Source organism: Ruegeria sp. CDSA089, from assembly GCF_059612205.1.
Genome location: NZ_JBXWQD010000001.1, coordinates 269,588 through 289,511, shown reverse-complemented (window position 1 = coordinate 289,511; position 19,924 = coordinate 269,588). Strand labels below are relative to the sequence as shown.

The window sequence follows — 19,924 nt, the reverse complement described above, 5'->3', positions numbered from 1 at the left end:
CCTCATTTGTGGTTTTGTGGCAGATTGCTGCCCTGTCGGTTGCGGCCTTGAATACGACGCGGACCGGCGGGGGGCAAGCTCAGAAGGTAGCGTCGGTCAGCCGATCGAACAATTGGCGCAAGCCTTTGCGGTCTAGATTGGCAAAGGCGATGCGGACCTGCCGCTTGCCGGCTGGATCGTCCTGCGGCATGAACATGGTGCCGGGCAAAAGCAGGATGCCGGTTTCGGCCACCATGCGTTTGGCCAACTCGTCCGAGGGCAAGTCGAACGGGTGTTCGAAATAGGCGAAATAAGCGCCTAGCCCCAGAAGTTTCCACCCCTTTTCCGCAAGATCGGGCAACATGTCCTGAATGGCGGCGCGTCTGTCGAGAATCTCATCCCGTTCTCCGGCGACCCATTGCGACAGGTTCTGCATTCCCCAAAGGGCCGCGAATTGACCCATCTGACCGGGGCAGATGGCGACGGTGTCGAGGAATTTTTCGATCTCGGCCAGAAGGTTTGGGCTGGTCGCGATTGCGCCGACCCTGTGGCCGGTCAGACGGTAGGATTTCGAAAAGGAATAGAGATGCACCAGCGTCTCGTCCCAACCGGGTTGTTGGAACAAGTCGTGGGGCGGGCCGCTGCGGCTGTCGAAATCACGGTAGGTTTCATCGACCAGCAGGCGAATTCCGGCCTCTTGCGCCAGATCGTAAAAGGCGCGGACCAGTTCCGCCGGGTATTCGACGCCACCCGGATTGTTCGGCGTCACCAGAGCAATCGCACGTGTTTTATCAGTAATCAGCGCGCGCGCAGCCTCGGGGTCGGGGAGCAAATCGTCCCCGGTTTGCAACGCGATGCTGCGTACCCCTGCCATGTCTAGCCACATTTTATGGTTGAAGTACCATGGGGTTGGCAGAATGACCTCATCCCCCTCATCGGTGACGGCCGAGATAGTGGCGGCGAAAGCCTGATTGCAACCCGAAGTGATGGCGACCTGAACTTGCGAAAGGTCCGCGCCGTAATGGGTGCCGATTTGTTGGGCAAGTTCGGCCCGGAGTTCAGGGTTTCCCAGCACGGGGCCGTAGAGATGCGCGCTGTCTTCACTGACGGCAAACTCGGCCATGGCCTGACGCAAGGCAAGCGGCGGCGGATCGACCGGAGCTGCTTGGCTGACATTGATCAGAGGGCGGTCTTGGGTGAAGTCCACGCCTTCAAGCCAGCGGCGCGCCTCCATCACCGGAGGGGGGAAGGTGGCGCGGGTACGGGTTTGGGACATGGCGGATCATTTTTTGCGAGGCTCTGCCTCGCGCTCCGAGGTATTTTTGAACAGAAGAAAGATCAGTCGGTGCCCCGGTAGGGTTCGACATATTGCAGGGCCATATCCCATGGGAAGAATATCCATGTGTCCTGGCTGACTTCGGTGATGAAAGTATCAACCATCGGGCGGCCTTTGGGTTTGGCATAGACAGTGGCGAAATGCGCCTTGGGGTACATGTCGCGGACCAGTTCCAGGGTTTTGCCACTGTCGACTAGGTCATCGATGATCAGTACGCCGGTGCCGTCGCCCATCAGGCCGGCGTCCGGGGCCTTCAGAACTTCGGCTTCGCCTTGTTCCTGATGGTGGTAAGAGCGGACGCTGATCGTGTCGACGGTGCGGATGTCCAACTCACGGCTGACAATCATCGCCGGGGCCATGCCGCCGCGCGTGATGGCGACAACGGCACGCCAGGCGCCATCTTCGGGGCCTTGCCCGTCCAGCCGCCAAGCCAGCGCGCGCGAGTCGCGGTGAATCTGATCCCAACTGATGTGAAAGCCTTTTTCGTGGGGCAGGCGGTCCTTGGCGCTCATGGATATTAACCTTTTTCAACGTCTGGTGCGTCAACGGCCTTCATGCCGACGATGTGATAACCTGAATCCACGTGCAGATTCTCACCGGTTACGCCTCCGCTGAGGTCAGACAGCAGATAGAGGGCTGAGTTGCCGACGTCATCAATGGTCACGTTGCGGCGCAGGGGCGAGTTATATTCGTTCCATTTCATGATATAGCGGAAATCACCGATCCCGCTGGCTGCCAGCGTCTTGATCGGGCCGGCCGAGATCGCGTTCACGCGAATGCCGTCTTTGCCAAGATCTTCGGCCAGGTATTTGACCGAGGCCTCAAGCGCCGCCTTGGCCACACCCATGACGTTGTAGTGGGGCATGACTTGTTCTGCGCCGTAGTAGGTCAGCGTGACCGCGCTGCCGCCATTGGTCATCATCTTCTCGGCCCGCTGCATTACTGCGGTGAAGGAATAGACCGAGACATCCATGGTCAGTTTGAAATTGGCGCGCGAAGTATCAACGTAGCGGCCGCGCAACTCGTTTTTGTCGGAAAAGCCGATGGCGTGGACGACAAAATCCAAATGTCCCCATTTCTGCGAAAGCGAGTTGAATAGTTCGTCAATCGACTCTTCGTCGCTGACGTCGCAGGGCAGGACGATTTCACTGCCCAATTGAGCGGCCAGCGGGTCCACCCGCTTTTTCAGCGCATCGCCTTGATACGAGAACGCAAGTTCGGCCCCTGCGTCAGACAATGCGCGGGCAATCCCCCATGCGATTGATTTGTCATTCGCCAGTCCCATGATGAGGCCGCGCTTGCCGGCCATCAACTGATTTGACATGTTCGGTTCTCCGCCTGTCCTTCGCATTATGTTGGGATGGTTTATGCCATTGGATGGCCTGCATCAAGGCCGTGTGCTCTTGCCCGTGGCGGGTTCTCGCCCTAGGGTGAACATTAAGAGTTTCCAGGGGATGGAAATGAGCGAACGAGACGGCATTTTCGCCGGTACCGATCCGTTTGAAATAGCGGCGCGGTGGCTGGACGACGCCAGGGACAGTGAACCGAACGATCCGAACGCGATTGCCCTGGCAACCGTGGATTCGACAGGTATGCCAAACGTGCGGATGGTCTTGCTGAAAGAGATCGAGGCTCAGGCCTTTGTGTTCTACACAAATTACGAAAGTACCAAGGCGGCCGAGTTGGACAGTGCCGGGAAAGCTGCTTTTGTGATGCATTGGAAATCTTTGCGGCGTCAAATCCGAGTTCGTGGTACAATAACTCGGGAAAACGGACCACAAGCGGATGAATATTATGCGTCCCGATCCCTAAAAAGCCGGTTGGGTGCATGGGCGTCGAAACAGTCACAGCCGCTCAGCAGCCGGACGGCTCTGATGGCTGAGGTTGCAAAGGTGACCGCAAAGCTGGGGCCGAATCCACCGCGTCCACCGTTTTGGGGTGGATACCGGTTGGAGCCGACAGAGATCGAATTCTGGGCTGACGGAGCCTTCCGTTTGCATGATCGGTTCCAGTGGCGGCGTGAAAACGCAGAGACTGAGTGGCAGATACAGAGGCTGAATCCATGACATTCACGTGCCGCGAAATGCAACACTCGGAGTTTAAAGGGTTTTTTCAGCTTGAAATCGTGGGGCAATCCCATACACATCAAAACCTTAACGAATTATTAAAACGCGCGATAGGAACACTGTGCCAGACGACCTGAACAACATGTACCGCGTACGTGGACACGTGAAATGGTTCGACCCTGCCAAGGGGTATGGCTTTGTTGTGTCCGATGAGGGTGGCCCGGATATTCTGTTGCATGTAAATGTCTTGCGGAATTTTGGCCAAAGCTCGGTCGCGGATGGTGCCGGCATTGAGATCATGACGCACCGCACCGATCGCGGTGTTCAAGCGGTCGAGGTGATCAGCGTAGATCCTCCGGCGCGCGCCGACTCAATGATGCTTGCCGATTTCGCCGAGCTGGACCCTGTGGCCATAGCCGAAGCCCCATTGGAAGCTGCGCGCGTAAAATGGTTCGACAAGGGCAAGGGATTTGGATTCGCCAATGTGTTCGGTCGGGACGAAGACGTGTTTCTTCATATTGAGGTTTTGCGCCGGTCTGGTTTGGCCGATTTGCAGCCGGGCGAGGCTTTGGCGATGCGGGTGATCGATGGCAAACGTGGACGTATGGCCGCGCAGGTTCTGGCCTGGGAATCCGCGCTTGATAGCTAGAGCATGATGATCAGGGTTCTTTCGGTTGCTGCGACGATACTATCGGTATGGACGGGAACGGCCTTTGCGGCCTGTAGCGCGGATCGCGTGAACCTGAAAAATGAAAAGTCTCAGATCAGCTTCGATATCGAACTTGCCGTGACACCGCAGGAACGTGCGCGCGGTCTGATGTTTCGGGAATCCATGCCGCAACGGGCAGGGATGCTGTTTATCTTCGATCCGCCGCAGCGGGTCGCGTTCTGGATGAAGAACACACTGATTCCCCTGGATATGATTTTTGTGAATCGCGCAGGTGAGGTCGTGAATGTGCATAGTGATGCCATCCCCGGTGATTTATCGCTGATTGAGGGCGGTGATTCGGTCTATGCCGTGCTGGAGATCAACGCAGGGCTGGCGCGGCGTTACCTGATTGAACCGGGCACGCAGATGCAGCACGAAGTTTTTTCGCAAGGTCCTGCAATTTGGCCCTGTTAGGGCTTTTCAAATCAGAACGGCCCCGTTAGGAAGGCGCACGGTCCGGGGCGTGGCGCAGTCTGGTAGCGCACCTGTTTTGGGTACAGGGGGTCGTAGGTTCGAATCCTGCCGCCCCGACCACTTCCTTTCAAGCTGGAGCACCGCCCATCGCGCGATAAAGCGCGGTAAGGGCCTTGTCCAATTGTTCGCTTTCGACGGGCACCTGAATGTCGGGCGCATTCTGGCGCGGTACGTTGAAATAGAGTTCAGCGTCGACGCGGTATCCTCCGGAGTTTTTGGTCGAGGTTAGGCGCATCACGCTTTTGGGCAGATCCTGCGGGTAACCGTCATAGTTGAGAATCAGAAAGGCCGTCGTTTCGGGGGGCAGCAACTCGGTGCATTCGAACAGGCGATTCCCGACACGCCTGAAATCTTCTCCAGGGCCATCACAGCCGACTTCGAACGTATCGAACAGCCGCGTGGGATAGGTTTCAAACTGCGCGCTGCGGGATGGAGGGGGCACATCTTGTGGTGTGCAGGCCACGATCAGTCCCATCAGGGGAAGGATTCCAATCTTCGACATCTCTGCTCGTACCTTTACTTCGTGCTGCGTTGGTCGGCGAAGCTGTTTTCGCGCCGAACAAACGCAGGGATGATTCTATTCGAGTTTAGATATCTTAACTTCGGTTTATCAAATGCCGATAACTGTGCCGGAAATCACGGTTAATTGTTCTGCAGAATTTTGCGCCGGTCCATTTGAACCCGTGGATGAACCTGTGGAGGAATCGGCCCACCCCGTTCAGCGCCATTTGAGAGATCTTGGGTCAATATAAAAGATTCCAAAAATGACGGAAAAATGACGTTGACGATCTATGGCCGAATACGCCAGATTGTATAGGCCGAATATGATGCCACTAAATCTGGTAGGAAATCCGGAGCGCGGCATGGGGCGAGGGTCGGAAAGCACAACATAGAGACGTGCAACCGTTGAAACGGAATTTCGTTGCCATTGGCAGCGACCGGTTCCTTGCGCCCAATTTTCTGGCACGGCCAAAGGTTCGCTTTCTCGAACTTGAGGCGACAAGGACAAGTGATTGAATCTAGGGCGGCGGACATGAAGATTGACAGAAAATTCACCAAATCAGGACAAGACGCTTATGCGGAGCTGGACTTTGTTTCGGCAACGTCAGAAATCCGTAACCCTGATGGTACGATTGTTTTCCGTCTGGATGATATCGAAGTGCCCTCCAGCTGGAGCCAGGTGGCAAGTGATGTCATCGCCCAGAAGTATTTCCGCAAGGCTGGTGTTCCGTCCAAGCTGAAGAAGGTCAAAGAAAAGGATGTACCTGAATTCCTGTGGCGTTCGGTCCCTGCGGATGGCGCGGAATTCGAAGGTGAGACTTCGTCCAAACAGGTGTTCGACCGACTGGCGGGTGCATGGGCCTATTGGGGGTGGAAGGGCGGCTATTTCTCGACCGAGGAAGACGCGCGCGCCTATTTTGACGAGATGCGCTACATGCTGGCAACTCAGCGCGCCGCGCCGAACTCGCCGCAGTGGTTCAACACTGGCTTGCATTGGGCCTACGGAATCGATGGCCCGGCGCAGGGGCATCACTATGTCGACTATAAAACCGGCAAGCTGACCAAGTCGAAATCTGCCTATGAGCATCCGCAGCCGCATGCGTGCTTCATCCAGTCCGTCGATGATGATTTGGTGAACGAAGGCGGCATCATGGATCTGTGGGTGCGCGAGGCGCGCCTGTTCAAATATGGCTCGGGCACCGGGACAAACTTCAGCCATCTGCGTGCTGAGGGCGAAGCGTTGTCGGGTGGCGGCAAGTCTTCGGGCCTGATGGGCTTTCTCAAGATCGGCGACCGCGCCGCTGGCGCGATCAAATCAGGCGGAACAACCCGTCGAGCAGCAAAGATGGTAATCGTCGATGCAGATCATCCCGATATCGAGCAATTCATCGAATGGAAGGTGATCGAAGAGCAGAAGGTGGCCTCGATCGTTGCCGGATCGAAGATGCACGAGAAGATGCTGAACGGCATTTTCGAGGCCATCCGCAGCTGGGACGGTGCCGCTGATGATGCTTATGATCCGAACAAGAATGACGGCCTGAAAACGGCTGTGCGCGAGGCCAAAAAGGTCGCGATCCCCGAGACTTACATCAAGCGCGTGCTGGATTATGCCAAGCAGGGTCATGACAGCATCGAATTCCCGACCTACGACACGGACTGGGATTCAGAAGCCTACAGCTCCGTCTCGGGCCAGAACTCGAACAACTCGATCCGCGTGACCAACGCGTTCCTGACCGCCGTTGAGAAAGACGCCGATTGGGAGCTGATCAACCGGACCGATGGTAAGGTCGCAAAGACCGTTAAGGCCCGCGATCTTTGGGAAAAGGTTGGACATGCGGCATGGGCCTGCGCCGATCCGGGCATTCAGTTCCACGACACGGTCAATGAATGGCACACATGCCCAGAAGATGGTGAGATCCGCGGCTCGAACCCGTGCTCGGAATACATGTTCCTCGATGACACGGCCTGTAACCTGGCGTCGATGAACCTGCTGACCTTCCTCAAGGATGGTGAGTTCCAGGCGGCGGATTACATGCACGCCTCACGCCTGTGGACGCTGACGCTGGAAATCTCGGTGACCATGGCGCAGTTCCCGTCGAAGGAAATCGCGCAACTGTCTTATGACTTCCGCACCTTGGGTCTGGGCTATGCAAATATCGGCGGTCTGCTGATGAACATGGGCTACAGCTACGACTCGGATGAGGGGCGGGCAATCTGTGGCGCGTTGACCGCGATCATGACAGGTGTGGCCTATGCGACCTCTGCCGAAATTGCCGGTAAGCTGGGTGCGTTCAAAGGCTATGAGCGGAACGCCGATCATATGCTGCGTGTCATCCGCAACCACCGCCGTGCTGCGCAAGGTGTGACCGAGGGCTATGAGAAGCTGGCGGTAAAGCCGGTGCCTCTGGACCACGGCAACTGCCCGGACAAGCGTTTGATCGATCTGGCCATGTCCGCTTGGGATGAGGCGCTGAGTCTGGGTGAAAAGAACGGTTATCGCAACGCGCAGGCCACTGTGATCGCCCCCACCGGCACCATCGGTCTGGTGATGGATTGCGACACCACCGGGATTGAGCCGGACTTTGCGCTGGTCAAGTTCAAGAAGCTGGCCGGTGGTGGTTACTTCAAGATCATCAACCGTTCGGTGCCTTCGGCGCTGGAGAAGCTGGGCTATTCCTCGTCTCAGATCGAAGAGATCGTGGGCTACGCGGTCGGCCACGGCACCATCGGGAACGCGCCGGGGATCAACCACACCTCGCTTACCGGTCATGGGTTCGGCCCGAATGAACTGGCCAAGGTGGATGCGGCACTGGAAAGCGCGTTCGACATCCGGTTCGTCTTCAACCAGTGGACATTGGGCGAGGATTTCTGCACCGGCGTTCTGGGCATCCCGGCCACCAAGCTGAATGACCCGACTTTCGACCTTCTGCGTCACTTGGGTTTCACCCGCGCGGATATCGAAGCGGCGAATGATCACGTCTGCGGAACCATGACACTGGAAGGCGCGCCGCACCTGAAAGAGGAACACTATTCCATCTTCGATTGCGCCAACCCGTGCGGCAAGAAAGGTAAGCGTTTCCTTGGGGTTGACAGCCACATCACCATGATGGCGGCGGCGCAGAGCTTCATCTCGGGCGCGATTTCCAAGACGATCAACATGCCGAACGACGCGACCATCGAAGACTGCCAGAAGGCATATGAGTTGTCGTGGTCGCTGGGTGTGAAGGCGAACGCGCTGTACCGCGACGGCTCGAAACTGTCTCAGCCTCTGGCCGCTGCATTGGTTGAGGATGATGATGAGGCCGCCGAGGTTCTGGAAAGCGGCACACCGGCCGAAAAAGCTGCCGTGCTGGCCGAGAAGGTCATCGAGAAGGTCGTCGTCAAGGAAATCGTCCGGTCTCACCGCGAAAAGATGCCCGAGCGTCGGAAGGGTTATACTCAGAAAGCCATCGTTGGCGGCCATAAGGTCTATCTGCGGACGGGTGAGTATTCGGATGGCTCGTTGGGTGAGATCTTCATCGACATGCACAAGGAAGGCGCTGGCTTCCGCGCGATGATGAACAACTTTGCCATCGCGGTCTCGGTCGGCCTGCAATACGGCGTGCCGCTGGAAGAGTTCGTGGACGCCTTCACCTTCACCAAGTTCGAACCGGCGGGGATGGTGCAGGGCAACGACTCGATCAAGAACGCGACGTCGATCTTGGACTACATCTTCCGCGAGCTTGCTGTCAGCTATCTGGACCGCACCGATCTGGCCCATGTGAAGCCCGAAGGCGCGACCTTCGACGATATCGGTCGGGGCGAGGAAGAAGGTGTCTCGAACGTCTCGGAAATCAGTGAAACCGCGGCCTCCAAGTCATTGGAAGTATTGAAGCAAATCAGCTCGACCGGGTATCTGCGCAAGCGGTTGCCGCAGGATTTGGCCATGTTCACGCCGCAAGCGGATGCAACCGGAATGGCGGAACCTGCCGCCGTGTTCGAAGCCCCTGCTGAAACCGCAGTGGCGACCGGTATGGACGCCCGCACAAAAGCCAAGATGCAAGGGTACGAGGGCGATCCCTGTGGTGAATGTGGAAATTACACGCTGGTGCGCAACGGCACCTGCATGAAATGCAACACCTGCGGTGCGACCAGCGGGTGTAGCTAAGGCAAACGCCCCGTCAGGCGGGGTGTAGGGACCTGGGCTTTCCCCCGAATGCCCGGTCCCGACGAAAACGGAAGAAGGCGCCGAGACTTACCTACGATGCCTTTTTCCACTCGGCCGACATGCCCGTGTCGGCCGGGAACAGGGTGGGGCGGAATATTGCTCTTTCCCACTCTCTCACGGGACGGGTGCGCTCGTCCCATGCGCAGTCCAGGCCGCAGGCAAAAAAACACCGGGCGGTCAACGAGATGAGCCTGGATGGCGAAACTTAAAGGGGGCCTCGGCCCCCTTTTTTTCAGGCACTTACGTTGGCAAATGAATGTTAAATTTCTCGCGAAGCGCCGCTTCCAGCATGGGATCGAACCGTGCGGGTGACGGTGCGGACAGGATTTCCTCTTTCCGGGCCGTGGCCTTGGCGATCAGGTCAGGCTTGTCCAATTCGGCCCATTCTTTGGGTGACGTTCGGTCGCCATAGGTCGGATACACGTAATCGGCTTGCATCCGGCTGAGCGTTGCTTCGGTGCCCAGATAGTGACCGGGGCCGCCCATGCAGACCTCGGCCATCTGATCAAGGGCAAGGGTCTCGTCCGTAACCTCGATCCCCCGCACGCAGCGCTGCGCTTGACCGATAAGATCGTCCCCCAAGATCAGGCTTTCAAAGCAAAATCCAAGAAGAGAGGCGTGCATGCCAGCGGCCTCATAGACCATGTTCACCCCGGACAGACCGGCCATAACGTTCGAGCACATCTGCTCCCATCCGGCCTGCATGTCGGGCAATTTTGAATCTGACGCACCAGCGGCGGCACCGCCCGGCAGATCGTAGAAATGATGCATCTGGGCGCAGCCTGCGGTCAGCAGCGCTTGTTCGCCCGACCCGATGGACATCGCGCCTGTGCGCAAGTCCAAGCCAAATGGCCATGTTCCAAAAATCGCAGGGGCCCCGGGGCTTACGGCATTTACGTAAACCAACCCTGCAAGACATTCCGCCGTCGCCTGCGTGATTGCACCCGCGATGGACGACGGAGCGGTCGCCCCCGCCATTCCGGCCGAGAGCAGCAGAACCGGCATTCCAGCTTTGATACATTCCTCCATCACTTCGCAGCTTTCGGTGGCGAATTTCATCGGAGGCACTACGAAACAGTTCGAATTCGACACGAAAGGCCGCTCACGCCATTTGTCCTCGCCGCCAGCAATCATGTGCAGCATTTCCACTGCGGGGGCTACATGGCTAGGTTCGGTGAACGAGGTGCCGATATGTTTGAAGGTGCCGGAGCAAGCGGCATAGACCGTGTTCAGATCCATTTCCAGATTGTCGGTGATGTCACGACACACCATAGGGCGTTGAACAAAATGGATATTGTCCAGTTGCTGGCAGATGCGTGCGGCGTCGTGCAGGTCTTGCACGGTCGAATCGCGGTACTCTCGCCCCTCCACATCGACCATGCTGACAGCGGCGCCTGCGGTGCCATAGTGGACGCGGGTACCAGACAGCTCCAGATCAGTTTGCCCATCGCGGCTGTGCAGGGTTACCGAGCGGTTCGCCTTGGCGATCGTATCCTCGACCAGTGCGCGCGGAAACCGGATGCGTCCGTCCTCGCCCAAGGTACAGCCAGCGCCCACCAGATAGTCGATTCCGCTTTGCGGTGCATCGGCAAGTCCGATGGTTTCCAGCGCTGTCAGCGCGGCTTGGTGTATTTGCTCAACCTGTTGAGCGGTCAGAGGTTTATACGTACCGCCCTCAAGGCCGGGGCGCACTGGGCGCAGGTGATCGGGTAGGGCCGTGGCGCGGGCAGCACGGCGCGCGGCGCGTCCGCCGCTGCGCGAGGATGTACGGGATTGGTCGTTCATTTCAGGATCCGATAGATGAAAAGCGTACAGGGTGGCGTCAATTAGCGCCCGAATGGACGCCCCCGCGCCGCGCGACCGCGATCCGCCCCGATTGTACGGCTGATCAACCGGATTTTCCAAACGTCGCTTTGCATGCGGATCCTCGCTTCGTGACGTTCAGTCTTTCAATCCGAAACGTCGCAATCTGTTCTGTTTGCGACCTGATGGGTCAAAAGCGAAACAATCCGTGTCGTCAGATCGCTTAGGTGACGTAAAGTAAAGAAAAGACCCCGTTTTGCGGGAAATCTGTTATACTTCGGTCACTTGTTTAACAGCTTTTCGTGATCTCAATTGAATTTTAACCATTTGCATACAGTTCTGTGCCAGTCTCTGAAGAATACTCAAATTTTTTTATGAAAGGCCTTCGCAAGGCGATGAAACTGTTCCGCGCAATCCTTGCCTCCATTTTGGTGGCCCTCGCAGCCCCCGCTGCGGCTGAGGATTGGAGCGGTGCCTATGCTGGTTTCAGCTTTGGCTATGCGGATGCGGATGGGCCCAACGGGTCAAGCGGAAGCGATGCCAGCTTTGGCCCGCATGTCGGATATGATTTCGATTTCGGCAATTTCGTTCTGGGCGGAGAGCTTGAATATAACCGACTGTCCCTTGGGTTAAGCCAAAATGAAGGCAGTCTGGACAGCACGACCCGGCTGAAGCTGCGCGGAGGGTACGACTTCGGCTCCGCTTTGGGATATGTCGTAGTTGGCGCTGCGCGGGCCGAGACCTCGGCGGATGATGACACCGCTGCGGTTTATGGCATTGGAGTTGCTTACCCGATCAACGATCGGTTCGTCATCAGTGGTGAGGCGTTGCGGCAGGAATTTGACGATGCCACCCAATCCGAAGGAGGGCTGGATTCCAACGTGTTCAACCTGCGCACCACGTTCCGGTTCTGATTCAACTATCGCCCTGAACTCAGCTCCGCTGCAAAGCAGCATATGGTCCGCAAAGCGGCGGCAAAACGATCGTCGTCTATGTTCATGGCAACGCGGATATGTCCTGCGGCGGCTTGGCCGAAACTTTCGCCCGGCATGACGGCAATCGCGTGCGTATCCAGCAGGGCATTGGCAAATCCCTCGCCATTCAGGCCGGTGGGGCGAATGTCCAGCATCAGATACATCGCGCCCTGGGCTGGAATCAACCCGACCGTGTTTTGCGCGGCCAGAATATCCATCGCCAGCTTGCGACGTCTGCGGAAAGGGGCGGCGATGCGGTTCTCAAGCTCGGGGCCTGCGTTCAACGCGAAAACCGCAGCGTCCTGAATGAAACCAGGAACGCCATATGTCGTGTGCGTGGCCAGATTGATCATGTGTTCGATCACATCCGGAGGTCCGGCAACCCACCCGCACCGAGATCCGGTCATGGCGTGGGATTTCGACATCGAGCCGATTACCAGCGTGCGGGCGAGCATATCTGGCAGCGCACGGGGCGAGATATGCGTGCCGTCCCACACTTGAGTGTCATAGACCTCGTCCGAGATCAGCCAAAGGTCGCGCCTGCGGCAGACTTCCGCAACGGCTTCCAAAGTTTGGCGCGAATAAACGACGCCAGAGGGATTGTTGGGCGAGTTGATCAGAAGTGAGACAGCGCCCTCCGACGCCGCGTCGATCCTGTCTGCACGTGGTTGAAATGCGTCTTCTGCCTTCGTCTGAACCACACGCGCAACCGCTCCGGCCCCTCGGATCGTGCCGGGATAGGTGGCATAGTAAGGGTCGAGATACAGGCCCACATCACCGGGGTCACAGACGGCTACATGCGCGGCGAACAGGGCCGACTGACCTCCGGGCGTGATCAGAATATTGTCTCGGGTTGTATTGACACCGGTGCGGGTCTGAATGCGGGCGGCCACCGTCTCGCGCAGCAGTTCGGTGCCGGGCACCATGGCGTAGCCCGTATGACCTTGGCGTGCAGACAGTTCCATCTCAGCCAAGATCGACGGATCGGTGCGAATGTCATGTTCACCAATGGTCAGTTCGGTAACCGCTTGTCCCTCACTTATCATCCGGCGGGCGCGATAGAACACACCCCACCCGTCGCTGCCGCCTTGGGTAAGCTGCGTGATCCGCTGCGACAGTTTCATGGCCGGTCTCCGTCTGGGTCTTACGCGAGTTGGGCCAGAGAGACTTGCGATTGTCAATCGGATCAGAGCCGGAAATCAGGGGCTTGGCGTGGTGGCGCGCGCGTGATACTCACATCCTATGAACCCGATGAACTGCATCATTATCTGCTGCATTTCCTGCTGATTTATCACGCGGGCCGGTTTCTTTCGTTTTCATCCCTGAGACAAGTTGCTAAGCCCGCGCCAACGCGAGACGCCACGCTGTTCTTAGGAGCTGACCGATGACCACGATCAAACTGCACAACACACGGACGCGGACGAAAGAGGATTTCGTGCCGATCAGTGCTGATAATGTGCGGATGTATGTCTGTGGCCCGACGGTCTATGACCGCGCCCATCTGGGCAATGCGCGGCCCGTGGTGGTGTTTGACGTGCTGTACCGGTTACTGCGTCACACCTATGGGGCGGATCACGTGAATTATGTGCGTAACTTTACCGACGTGGATGACAAGATCAACGCGACCGCCCTGGCGCGTCAAAAGGCCGGCGCACCGGGCACGTTGGAGCAATTGGTGCAGGAACGCTCGGATGAGACGATCGGCTGGTATCTGCATGATATGGGGGCGTTGGGCGCACTAGAGCCGAACCAGATGCCGCGTGCGACTGAATATATTCCGCAGATGATCGCGATGATTGAAGGGCTGATCGACAAAGGCCACGCCTATGCTGCAGAGGGGCATGTGCTGTTCGCCGTAGACAGCTGGAAAGAGCGTTATGGCGCTCTTTCGGGGCGGTCGGTTGATGACATGATTGCAGGGGCACGGGTCGAGGTTGCGCCCTACAAGAAGAACCCGATGGATTTTGTGCTGTGGAAACCGTCGAGCGATGAGCTTCCCGGCTGGGACAGCCCGTGGGGACGGGGGCGTCCGGGGTGGCATATCGAATGCTCGGCCATGAGCTTTGAGCTGTTGGGAGAGAGTTTTGACATTCACGGCGGCGGCAATGACCTGATGTTCCCGCATCATGAAAACGAGATAGCGCAAAGCTGCTGCGCCCATCCCGAGGGCGAGTTCGCGCGGGTTTGGCTGCATAATGAGATGCTGCAGGTTGAGGGCAAGAAGATGTCCAAGTCTTTGGGCAATTTCTTCACCGTACATGATCTGCTGGATCAGGGCGTTCCGGGTGAGGTGATCCGGTTTGTTTTCTTACAGACGCATTACCGCAAGCCGATGGACTGGACAGAGAAGAAAGCCCGCGAGGCCGAGGCGACGCTGCGCAAGTGGCGGGCGCTGACAGCGGGCATCGAGCCCGCCGCCAGCGCGGCCCCCTCGGTGATCGCCGCGCTGAGTGATGACCTGAACACGGCGGGGGCATTGGCCGAGCTACACGCGCTTTTCGCCCGTGTTTATGCTTTGGAAACAAAAGCCGTTTTGAATTTAGAAGAATATGGAAGCCCTGAAGAAGCCAAAAGAAGTTTTGTTGCTTCGGCTCAGCTTCTCGGGCTTCTTTCCGAACAAATGGGCGAGTGGGCGGATATCGGTTCGGTAGACCTGTCTGCACACGAAAACCGGCTTGCAGATGCCCGGGTCATTGCGATGCAAAACAAGGACTTCTCGGAGGTGGACCGGCTGAAGGCGGCCTTTGTCGCGGCAGGGCTGGAAGTGCGGATGAGCAAGGACGGCGTGGAGTTGGTGCCGGGGGCCGGGTTTGATGCGGCCAAGCTGGAGGGTGTGTGATGTCAAGGGAACGCCTCTACCTTTACGACACCACCCTGCGCGACGGGCAGCAGACGCAGGGGGTGCAGTTTTCGACCTCTGAAAAAGTACAGATCGCCAAGGCTCTGGACGAGTTGGGCGTGGACTATATCGAGGGCGGCTGGCCCGGGGCAAACCCCACCGACAGCGCGTTTTTCGAGGTTGCGCCTAAGACTTCGGCCCGGTTGACGGCGTTTGGAATGACCAAGCGGTCGGGCCGGTCGGCTGAAAATGACGATGTTCTGGCGGCCGTCATGAATGCGGGGACGCAAGCCGTCTGTCTGGTGGGCAAGTCGCATGACTACCACGTGACCCACGCGCTGGGGACCACGCTGGAAGAGAATGTCGAGAACGTCCGCGCCTCGGTCGCGCATATCGTGGCGCAGGGGCGCGAGGCGCTGTTTGACGCCGAGCATTTCTTTGACGGCTACAAGGACAATCCCGCCTATGCGGTCGAAGTCTGCCGGGCTGCGTTGGACGCAGGCGCGCGTTGGGTCGTGCTGTGTGACACGAATGGCGGCGCACTGCCTGCCGAGGTGTCGCGCATCGTGTCTGAGGTGATTGCCGCAGGGCTGCCTGGCGATCGGTTGGGCATTCATTCGCATAACGATACCGAAAACGCGGTGGCCTGTTCACTGGCCGCTGTCGACGCAGGCGCGCGGCAGATACAAGGCACGCTGAACGGGCTGGGTGAACGGTGTGGGAATGCGAACCTGACTGCTCTGATCCCGACCTTGTTGCTGAAAGAACCCTATGCCTCGCAGTTTGACATCGGCGTCAGCACGCAGGCGCTGGCTGGGCTGACGCGGATCAGCCGGATGCTGGATGATATCTTGAACCGGGTGCCCAGCAAACAGTCGGCCTATGTGGGGGCCTCGGCCTTTGCCCACAAGGCGGGGTTGCACGCCAGTGCGATCCTCAAGGATCCCTCGACCTATGAGCATATCGACCCCGGTGCGGTCGGCAATGCGCGGATCATCCCGATGTCGAACCAGGCGGGCCAGTCGAACCTGCGCAAGCGTCTGGCCGAGGCGGGGCTGTCGGTGGAAAAAGCCGACCCGGCGCTGGGGCGTATCCTTGACAGGATCAAGCAGCGCGAGGCCGAGGGGTATTCCTATGACACCGCGCAGGCGAGTTTCGAATTGCTGGCACGGGATGAGCTAGGTCAACTGCCGGAGTTCTTCGAGGTCAAGCGCTATAAAGTCACGGTCGAGAGGCGCAAGAACAAGTATAACAAGATGGTCAGCCTGTCCGAGGCCGTGGTCGTGGTGAAAGTCGACGGCGAAAAGAAGCTGTCGGTTAGCGAGTCGCTGGATGAGGATGGCAGTGACCGCGGCCCGGTGAACGCTCTGGCCAAGGCGCTGGCCAAGGATCTGGGGCAATATTCGCAGGTGCTGTCCGATATGCGCCTGGTGGATTTCAAGGTTCGCATCACCCAAGGCGGGACAGAGGCTGTGACCCGCGTCATCATCGACAGCGAAGACGGGCAGGGGCGGCGCTGGTCCACCGTTGGCGTCAGCGCGAACATAGTCGATGCATCGTTCGAGGCGCTGCTGGATGCAATCCAGTGGAAGCTGGTGCGTGATTGCGAAACACAGACTGCGGTGGCCGAGTGAGCGTTGCCTTTGACGATGACGTAAAAGCCTGCGCGGCACTGGTGCATCGCGCCGATCCGGATCGCTTCATGGCAGCGATGGCCGCTCCGGTTGCCGCACGGGTTGTTCTGTTCCCAATCTATGCACTGAATGTCGAGGTCGCGCGCGCACCTTGGGTAACGCAAGAAACCATGATTGCCGAGATGCGTCTGCAATGGTGGCGGGATGCGTTGCAGGAGATCGCCGAAGGCAACACAGTGCGCAGGCATGAGGTCGTCACCCCCGTGTCCCGCGTTCTATCACCACATCTGGCTGCTGCTTTAGATGAATATGTGGCCGTAAGGCGTTGGGATATATACCGAGACCCGTTCGAAGATCAGGCGCATTTCGACAAATATCTGGATCAAAGCGCAGGGTCGATGATGGTCGCTTCAGCGCAGGCCTTGGGTGAAGCCGACGAGAAAGTGCTGCGCGATTTTGGGTATGCTGTAGGCGTTGCCAACTGGTTGCGGGCGATCCCAGAACTTGAAGCACGCGGGCGTATCCCATTGTTGGACGGGACACCTGCCGGGGTGCAGGCGCTGGCGGGATCGGCGTTGGAGCGTTTAGAAACCGCCCGTGCGAACAGATCGCGTGTTTCGCCCAAGGCACGCCCTGCGATGCACGTTGGTTGGCAGACCGATTGGGTGTTGCGCAAAGCGATTGCACAGCCCGAGCGCGTTGCGGCCGGTGCGTTGGCGCAGGGCGAAATTCGTCGGCGGGCGTCACTGATGTGGAATGTTGCCCGAGGACGCTGGTAGGTTTCAGGCCGTTTCCGGCTCGGCCGGGCGCAGGACGAGCCACAGCAGCGCGCCTCCGGCCAGTGTCAGCAGCGGGATCATGGCAAGGTTCACGGCTGTCCACCCTTCAACCGGGGATCCGCCCGAACAGTTCATCAACCCGCCCGAGGACAATGAGGCCAGCGTCACGCCTCCGAACACCAACAAGTCGTTGAGGCCCTGCATCCGCCCGCGCTCGCTTACGTCATGCGAGGCGGCTAGCATCGTGGTAGCGCCAATAAAGCCAAAGTTCCAACCAATGCCCAGCAGGATCAGGGCAATGAAAAAGTTTTCTAGCTCAACACCTTGCAGCGCGACGACACCGGCGCCTGCCAGAATGGCAAGGCCAAGGGCGACGATTTTTTCCACCCCGAAGCGCGCGATCAACTGACCGGTAAAGAAACTGGGGATATACATGGCCAGCACATGGCCGGTCACCACATCCGCCGCATCATTGGCCGAGAAGCCGCATCCCACAACAGCCAGCGGGGTCGAGGTCATCACTAGGTTCATCAGCGCATAGGACACCATTGCGCAAATGATGGCCACGGCGATGCGCGGGGTTTTCAGCATCTCAAGCCGCGTACGACCTGTAGATGCGCCTTCTTCTGCTTTCGGTGGCGTTGGAATATCCAGAAAGAAGAACAGGGCCGATCCGATGATGTTCAGCGCGATGATCGCCAGATAGGTGCCAAGGAACGGAATCACATAGGCAGTCGAAGTCAGTTTGACGATCTGTGGGCCAATAATGGCGGCCGCAAGGCCGCCAGCCATGACATATGAAATCGCCTTGGGCCGGAATGCCTCGGACGCGGTATCGGCTGCGGCAAAGCGATAGAACCCGTGCGCGCTCATGTAGACACCGGTCAGCAGACTGCCCAGCAAGAACACCGGAAACGACCCGAGGTAGAGGCCATAGGCCCCAACCAGCCCGCCACACGCGCCCGCCGTGGCGCCTACCAAAAACCCGGTCCGTCGTCCCCAGCGTTGCATGATGGCCGAAATCGGTGTCGCCGCTAGCATCGAGCCCAGAACGATCAGTGAGATTGGCAGTGTCGCCAAGCAGGCATTGGTCGCCAGCGATTGACCGGCCAACCCGCCGACGATGAATACCATTGGCATCTGCGCACCCAGCATGGCTTGGGCTGCGACCAGCACTGCCACGTTACGTTTGGCTTGACTGTCATTGGGGGCGGTGGCGGTCATCGTCATGCGCCTATGGGTAGCCGCGAAAACCGCCTTGTACAAGCGGGTTGCATATGCGGCAAAGCAGCCTAACGTGTGCGCAATCAAACAGCCTGAGGCCCGCATGTCCGTCGGACGTATCATCGAAACCAATGACTGTGTGCGGGAAGGGGCCGAGTGGCTGGGCGATGCCTGCCCGCGCATGGCTTATGCGTTGGATCAGGTGGGGCCGTTGCCCTTGCGTCGCAAGCCCGACGGGTTCGCGCAGCTGCTTAGCGCGATTGTCAGCCAGCAGGTCAGTGTGGCCTCGGCGAATGCGATCTGGAAGCGCTTGCAGGAGGCGAAACTGACCGGCCCGCGCAAGATCATGTGGGCCACGGAAGATGACCTGCGCGGCGTTGGGTTGAGCCGTCAGAAAATCCGTTATGCTCGCGCGCTGGCCGAGGCGCGTATTGATTACAAGGCATTACGCGACCTTCCTGATGCGGATGTTGTCGCTATTTTAACCGAGGTTCCCGGCATCGGGGTCTGGACAGCCGAGATTTATGCCATGTTCTCGCTGGGCCGAGCCGATGTGATTGCACCCGGCGACCTGGCGCTGCAAGAGGCCGCGCGTATTCTCTACGATTTGCCCAAGCGACCGACCGACAAAGAACTGCGACAGATGGCCGAGGCGTGGTCGCCCTGGCGCTCGGTTGCGGCGCGGGTGCTGTGGGCCTATTACCGGGTGGCCAAGGAACGAGAAGGGATCAGATGATTAGAGTATTGAATGCGCTCCGAAAAGAGCCGGTTTCGGGCGACACACGCTCGGTCGTGGTGTTTGTGCATGGCTATGGCGCTAACGGGGCTGACCTGCTGGGTCTGGCCGATCCGCTTGGTGAACACCTGCCGGACACGCTGTTCGTGGCGCCCGACGCGCCCGAGCAAATCCCCGGTATGCCCAACGGATTTCAATGGTTCCCGATCCCGTGGATCGATGGCTCCTCCGAAGAAGAGGCGCGCCGTGGCATGGAGATGGCGGTCGAAGATTTCAACGCCTTCCTTGACGCGCTGATGGTCGACGAGGACGTTTTACCTGAACAGGTGGTTCTATTCGGGTTTTCACAGGGCACGATGATGAGCCTGTATGTCGCCCCGCGTCGCGAGGATCCGGTCGCCGGGATCGTGGCCTTCTCGGGCCGGTTGCTGGAGCCAGATCTTCTGCCCGATGAAACCGTCAGTCGGATGCCTGTCCTGCTGGTGCATGGTGACGCTGATGACTTGGTTCCGCCTCAGTCTCTGCCCGAAGCCGCCGAAGCTCTGCAAGCCGCTGATTTCAAAGAGGTCTACGCCCATGTCATGAAGGGCACCGGCCACGGGATCGCCCCCGATGGCCTGAGCGTGGCACTGGCCTTCATGCGCGATAAGCTGAGCCTTTGAA

General features: G+C 58.6%; 17 protein-coding genes and 1 tRNA gene. 11 read left to right on the top strand and 7 right to left on the bottom strand.

Annotated elements, in window-relative coordinates; all coding sequences use genetic code 11:
- Positions 1 to 79: 79 nt before the first annotated feature.
- The 3 genes from AC2FJ6_RS01475 to fabI form a co-directional block, all read right to left on the bottom strand.
- Positions 80 to 1,255: an aminotransferase gene (locus tag AC2FJ6_RS01475; RefSeq protein ID WP_170774212.1), complete on the bottom strand. Its 1,176-nt coding sequence runs from the start codon at positions 1,253 to 1,255 to the stop codon at positions 80 to 82.
- Between the two features lie 62 nt (positions 1,256 to 1,317).
- Positions 1,318 to 1,827, bottom strand: a complete 510-nt coding sequence (gene gpt / locus AC2FJ6_RS01470) for a xanthine phosphoribosyltransferase (RefSeq protein WP_170774211.1) — start codon at positions 1,825 to 1,827, stop codon at positions 1,318 to 1,320.
- A gap of 5 nt (positions 1,828 to 1,832) precedes the next feature.
- Positions 1,833 to 2,639, bottom strand: a complete 807-nt coding sequence (gene fabI / locus AC2FJ6_RS01465) for an enoyl-ACP reductase FabI (protein WP_170774209.1) — start codon at positions 2,637 to 2,639, stop codon at positions 1,833 to 1,835.
- Positions 2,640 to 2,775: 136 nt separating this feature from the next.
- Here fabI and pdxH point away from each other — a divergent pair, with 136 nt between their 5' ends.
- The 4 genes from pdxH (at position 2,776) to AC2FJ6_RS01445 (ending at position 4,624) form a co-directional block, all read left to right on the top strand.
- A complete protein-coding gene (pdxH, locus tag AC2FJ6_RS01460) occupies positions 2,776 to 3,381 on the top strand; it encodes a pyridoxamine 5'-phosphate oxidase (protein ID WP_170788637.1) in 606 nt (201 codons plus the stop codon).
- A 142-nt stretch (positions 3,382 to 3,523) separates the two neighbouring features.
- A complete protein-coding gene (locus AC2FJ6_RS01455) occupies positions 3,524 to 4,030 on the top strand; it encodes a cold-shock protein (protein ID WP_174819482.1) in 507 nt (168 codons plus the stop codon).
- 6 nt (positions 4,031 to 4,036) lie between these two features.
- Positions 4,037 to 4,504, top strand: a complete 468-nt coding sequence (locus AC2FJ6_RS01450; RefSeq protein ID WP_170774612.1) for a DUF192 domain-containing protein — start codon at positions 4,037 to 4,039, stop codon at positions 4,502 to 4,504.
- 43 nt (positions 4,505 to 4,547) lie between these two features.
- A tRNA-Pro gene (locus AC2FJ6_RS01445) sits at positions 4,548 to 4,624 on the top strand.
- Between the two features lie 7 nt (positions 4,625 to 4,631).
- Here the strand turns inward: AC2FJ6_RS01445 and AC2FJ6_RS01440 are convergent.
- On the bottom strand, positions 4,632 to 5,066 hold the full coding sequence (locus AC2FJ6_RS01440) for a hypothetical protein (protein ID WP_170774202.1): 435 nt from the start codon (positions 5,064 to 5,066) through the stop codon (positions 4,632 to 4,634).
- Positions 5,067 to 5,597: 531 nt separating this feature from the next.
- On the opposite strand from AC2FJ6_RS01440, the gene AC2FJ6_RS01435 reads away from it, so the two are divergent.
- Positions 5,598 to 9,212, top strand: coding sequence for a vitamin B12-dependent ribonucleotide reductase (locus AC2FJ6_RS01435; protein ID WP_496668267.1), 3,615 nt, complete (start codon positions 5,598 to 5,600; stop codon positions 9,210 to 9,212).
- A 300-nt stretch (positions 9,213 to 9,512) separates the two neighbouring features.
- Here the strand turns inward: AC2FJ6_RS01435 and AC2FJ6_RS01430 are convergent, their stop codons facing one another.
- Positions 9,513 to 11,057 carry a trimethylamine methyltransferase family protein gene (locus AC2FJ6_RS01430; protein WP_170774199.1) on the bottom strand — a complete coding sequence of 515 codons (1,545 nt, stop codon included), beginning with the start codon at positions 11,055 to 11,057 and terminating at the stop codon, positions 9,513 to 9,515.
- Positions 11,058 to 11,449: 392 nt separating this feature from the next.
- Here AC2FJ6_RS01430 and AC2FJ6_RS01425 point away from each other — a divergent pair, with 392 nt between their 5' ends.
- A complete protein-coding gene (locus AC2FJ6_RS01425; protein ID WP_237215589.1) occupies positions 11,450 to 11,989 on the top strand; it encodes an outer membrane protein in 540 nt (179 codons plus the stop codon).
- A 5-nt stretch (positions 11,990 to 11,994) separates the two neighbouring features.
- On the opposite strand, the gene AC2FJ6_RS01420 is transcribed toward AC2FJ6_RS01425, so the two are convergent.
- Entirely contained in the window at positions 11,995 to 13,173 is a 1,179-nt protein-coding gene (locus tag AC2FJ6_RS01420) for a pyridoxal phosphate-dependent aminotransferase (RefSeq protein ID WP_496668265.1), read from the bottom strand.
- 260 nt (positions 13,174 to 13,433) lie between these two features.
- Between AC2FJ6_RS01420 and cysS the strand changes: the two genes are divergently transcribed.
- From cysS to AC2FJ6_RS01405, 3 genes are read left to right on the top strand one after another with little or no spacing between them, the layout of a single operon-like run.
- Complete coding sequence (cysS, locus tag AC2FJ6_RS01415) at positions 13,434 to 14,888, top strand: cysteine--tRNA ligase (protein ID WP_170774195.1); 1,455 nt, start codon at positions 13,434 to 13,436, stop codon at positions 14,886 to 14,888.
- Complete coding sequence (gene cimA, locus AC2FJ6_RS01410; RefSeq protein ID WP_170774193.1) at positions 14,888 to 16,522, top strand: citramalate synthase; 1,635 nt, start codon at positions 14,888 to 14,890, stop codon at positions 16,520 to 16,522. The genes cysS and cimA overlap by 1 nt, the downstream gene beginning before the upstream one ends.
- The gene (locus AC2FJ6_RS01405; RefSeq protein WP_170774191.1) at positions 16,519 to 17,301 is read left to right on the top strand and encodes a squalene/phytoene synthase family protein; all 783 of its coding nucleotides are present in this window, start codon (positions 16,519 to 16,521) and stop codon (positions 17,299 to 17,301) included. The genes cimA and AC2FJ6_RS01405 overlap by 4 nt, the downstream gene beginning before the upstream one ends.
- A gap of 3 nt (positions 17,302 to 17,304) precedes the next feature.
- Here the strand turns inward: AC2FJ6_RS01405 and AC2FJ6_RS01400 are convergent, their stop codons facing one another.
- Positions 17,305 to 18,531: an MFS transporter gene (locus tag AC2FJ6_RS01400; protein WP_170774189.1), complete on the bottom strand. Its 1,227-nt coding sequence runs from the start codon at positions 18,529 to 18,531 to the stop codon at positions 17,305 to 17,307.
- 97 nt (positions 18,532 to 18,628) lie between these two features.
- On the opposite strand from AC2FJ6_RS01400, the gene AC2FJ6_RS01395 reads away from it, so the two are divergent.
- Together AC2FJ6_RS01395 and AC2FJ6_RS01390 are read left to right on the top strand one after the other, a co-directional pair.
- The gene (locus AC2FJ6_RS01395) at positions 18,629 to 19,261 is read left to right on the top strand and encodes a DNA-3-methyladenine glycosylase family protein (RefSeq protein WP_170774187.1); all 633 of its coding nucleotides are present in this window, start codon (positions 18,629 to 18,631) and stop codon (positions 19,259 to 19,261) included.
- Positions 19,258 to 19,923: an alpha/beta hydrolase gene (locus AC2FJ6_RS01390; RefSeq protein ID WP_170774185.1), complete on the top strand. Its 666-nt coding sequence runs from the start codon at positions 19,258 to 19,260 to the stop codon at positions 19,921 to 19,923. The genes AC2FJ6_RS01395 and AC2FJ6_RS01390 overlap by 4 nt, the downstream gene beginning before the upstream one ends.
- Position 19,924: the final 1 nt, after the last annotated feature.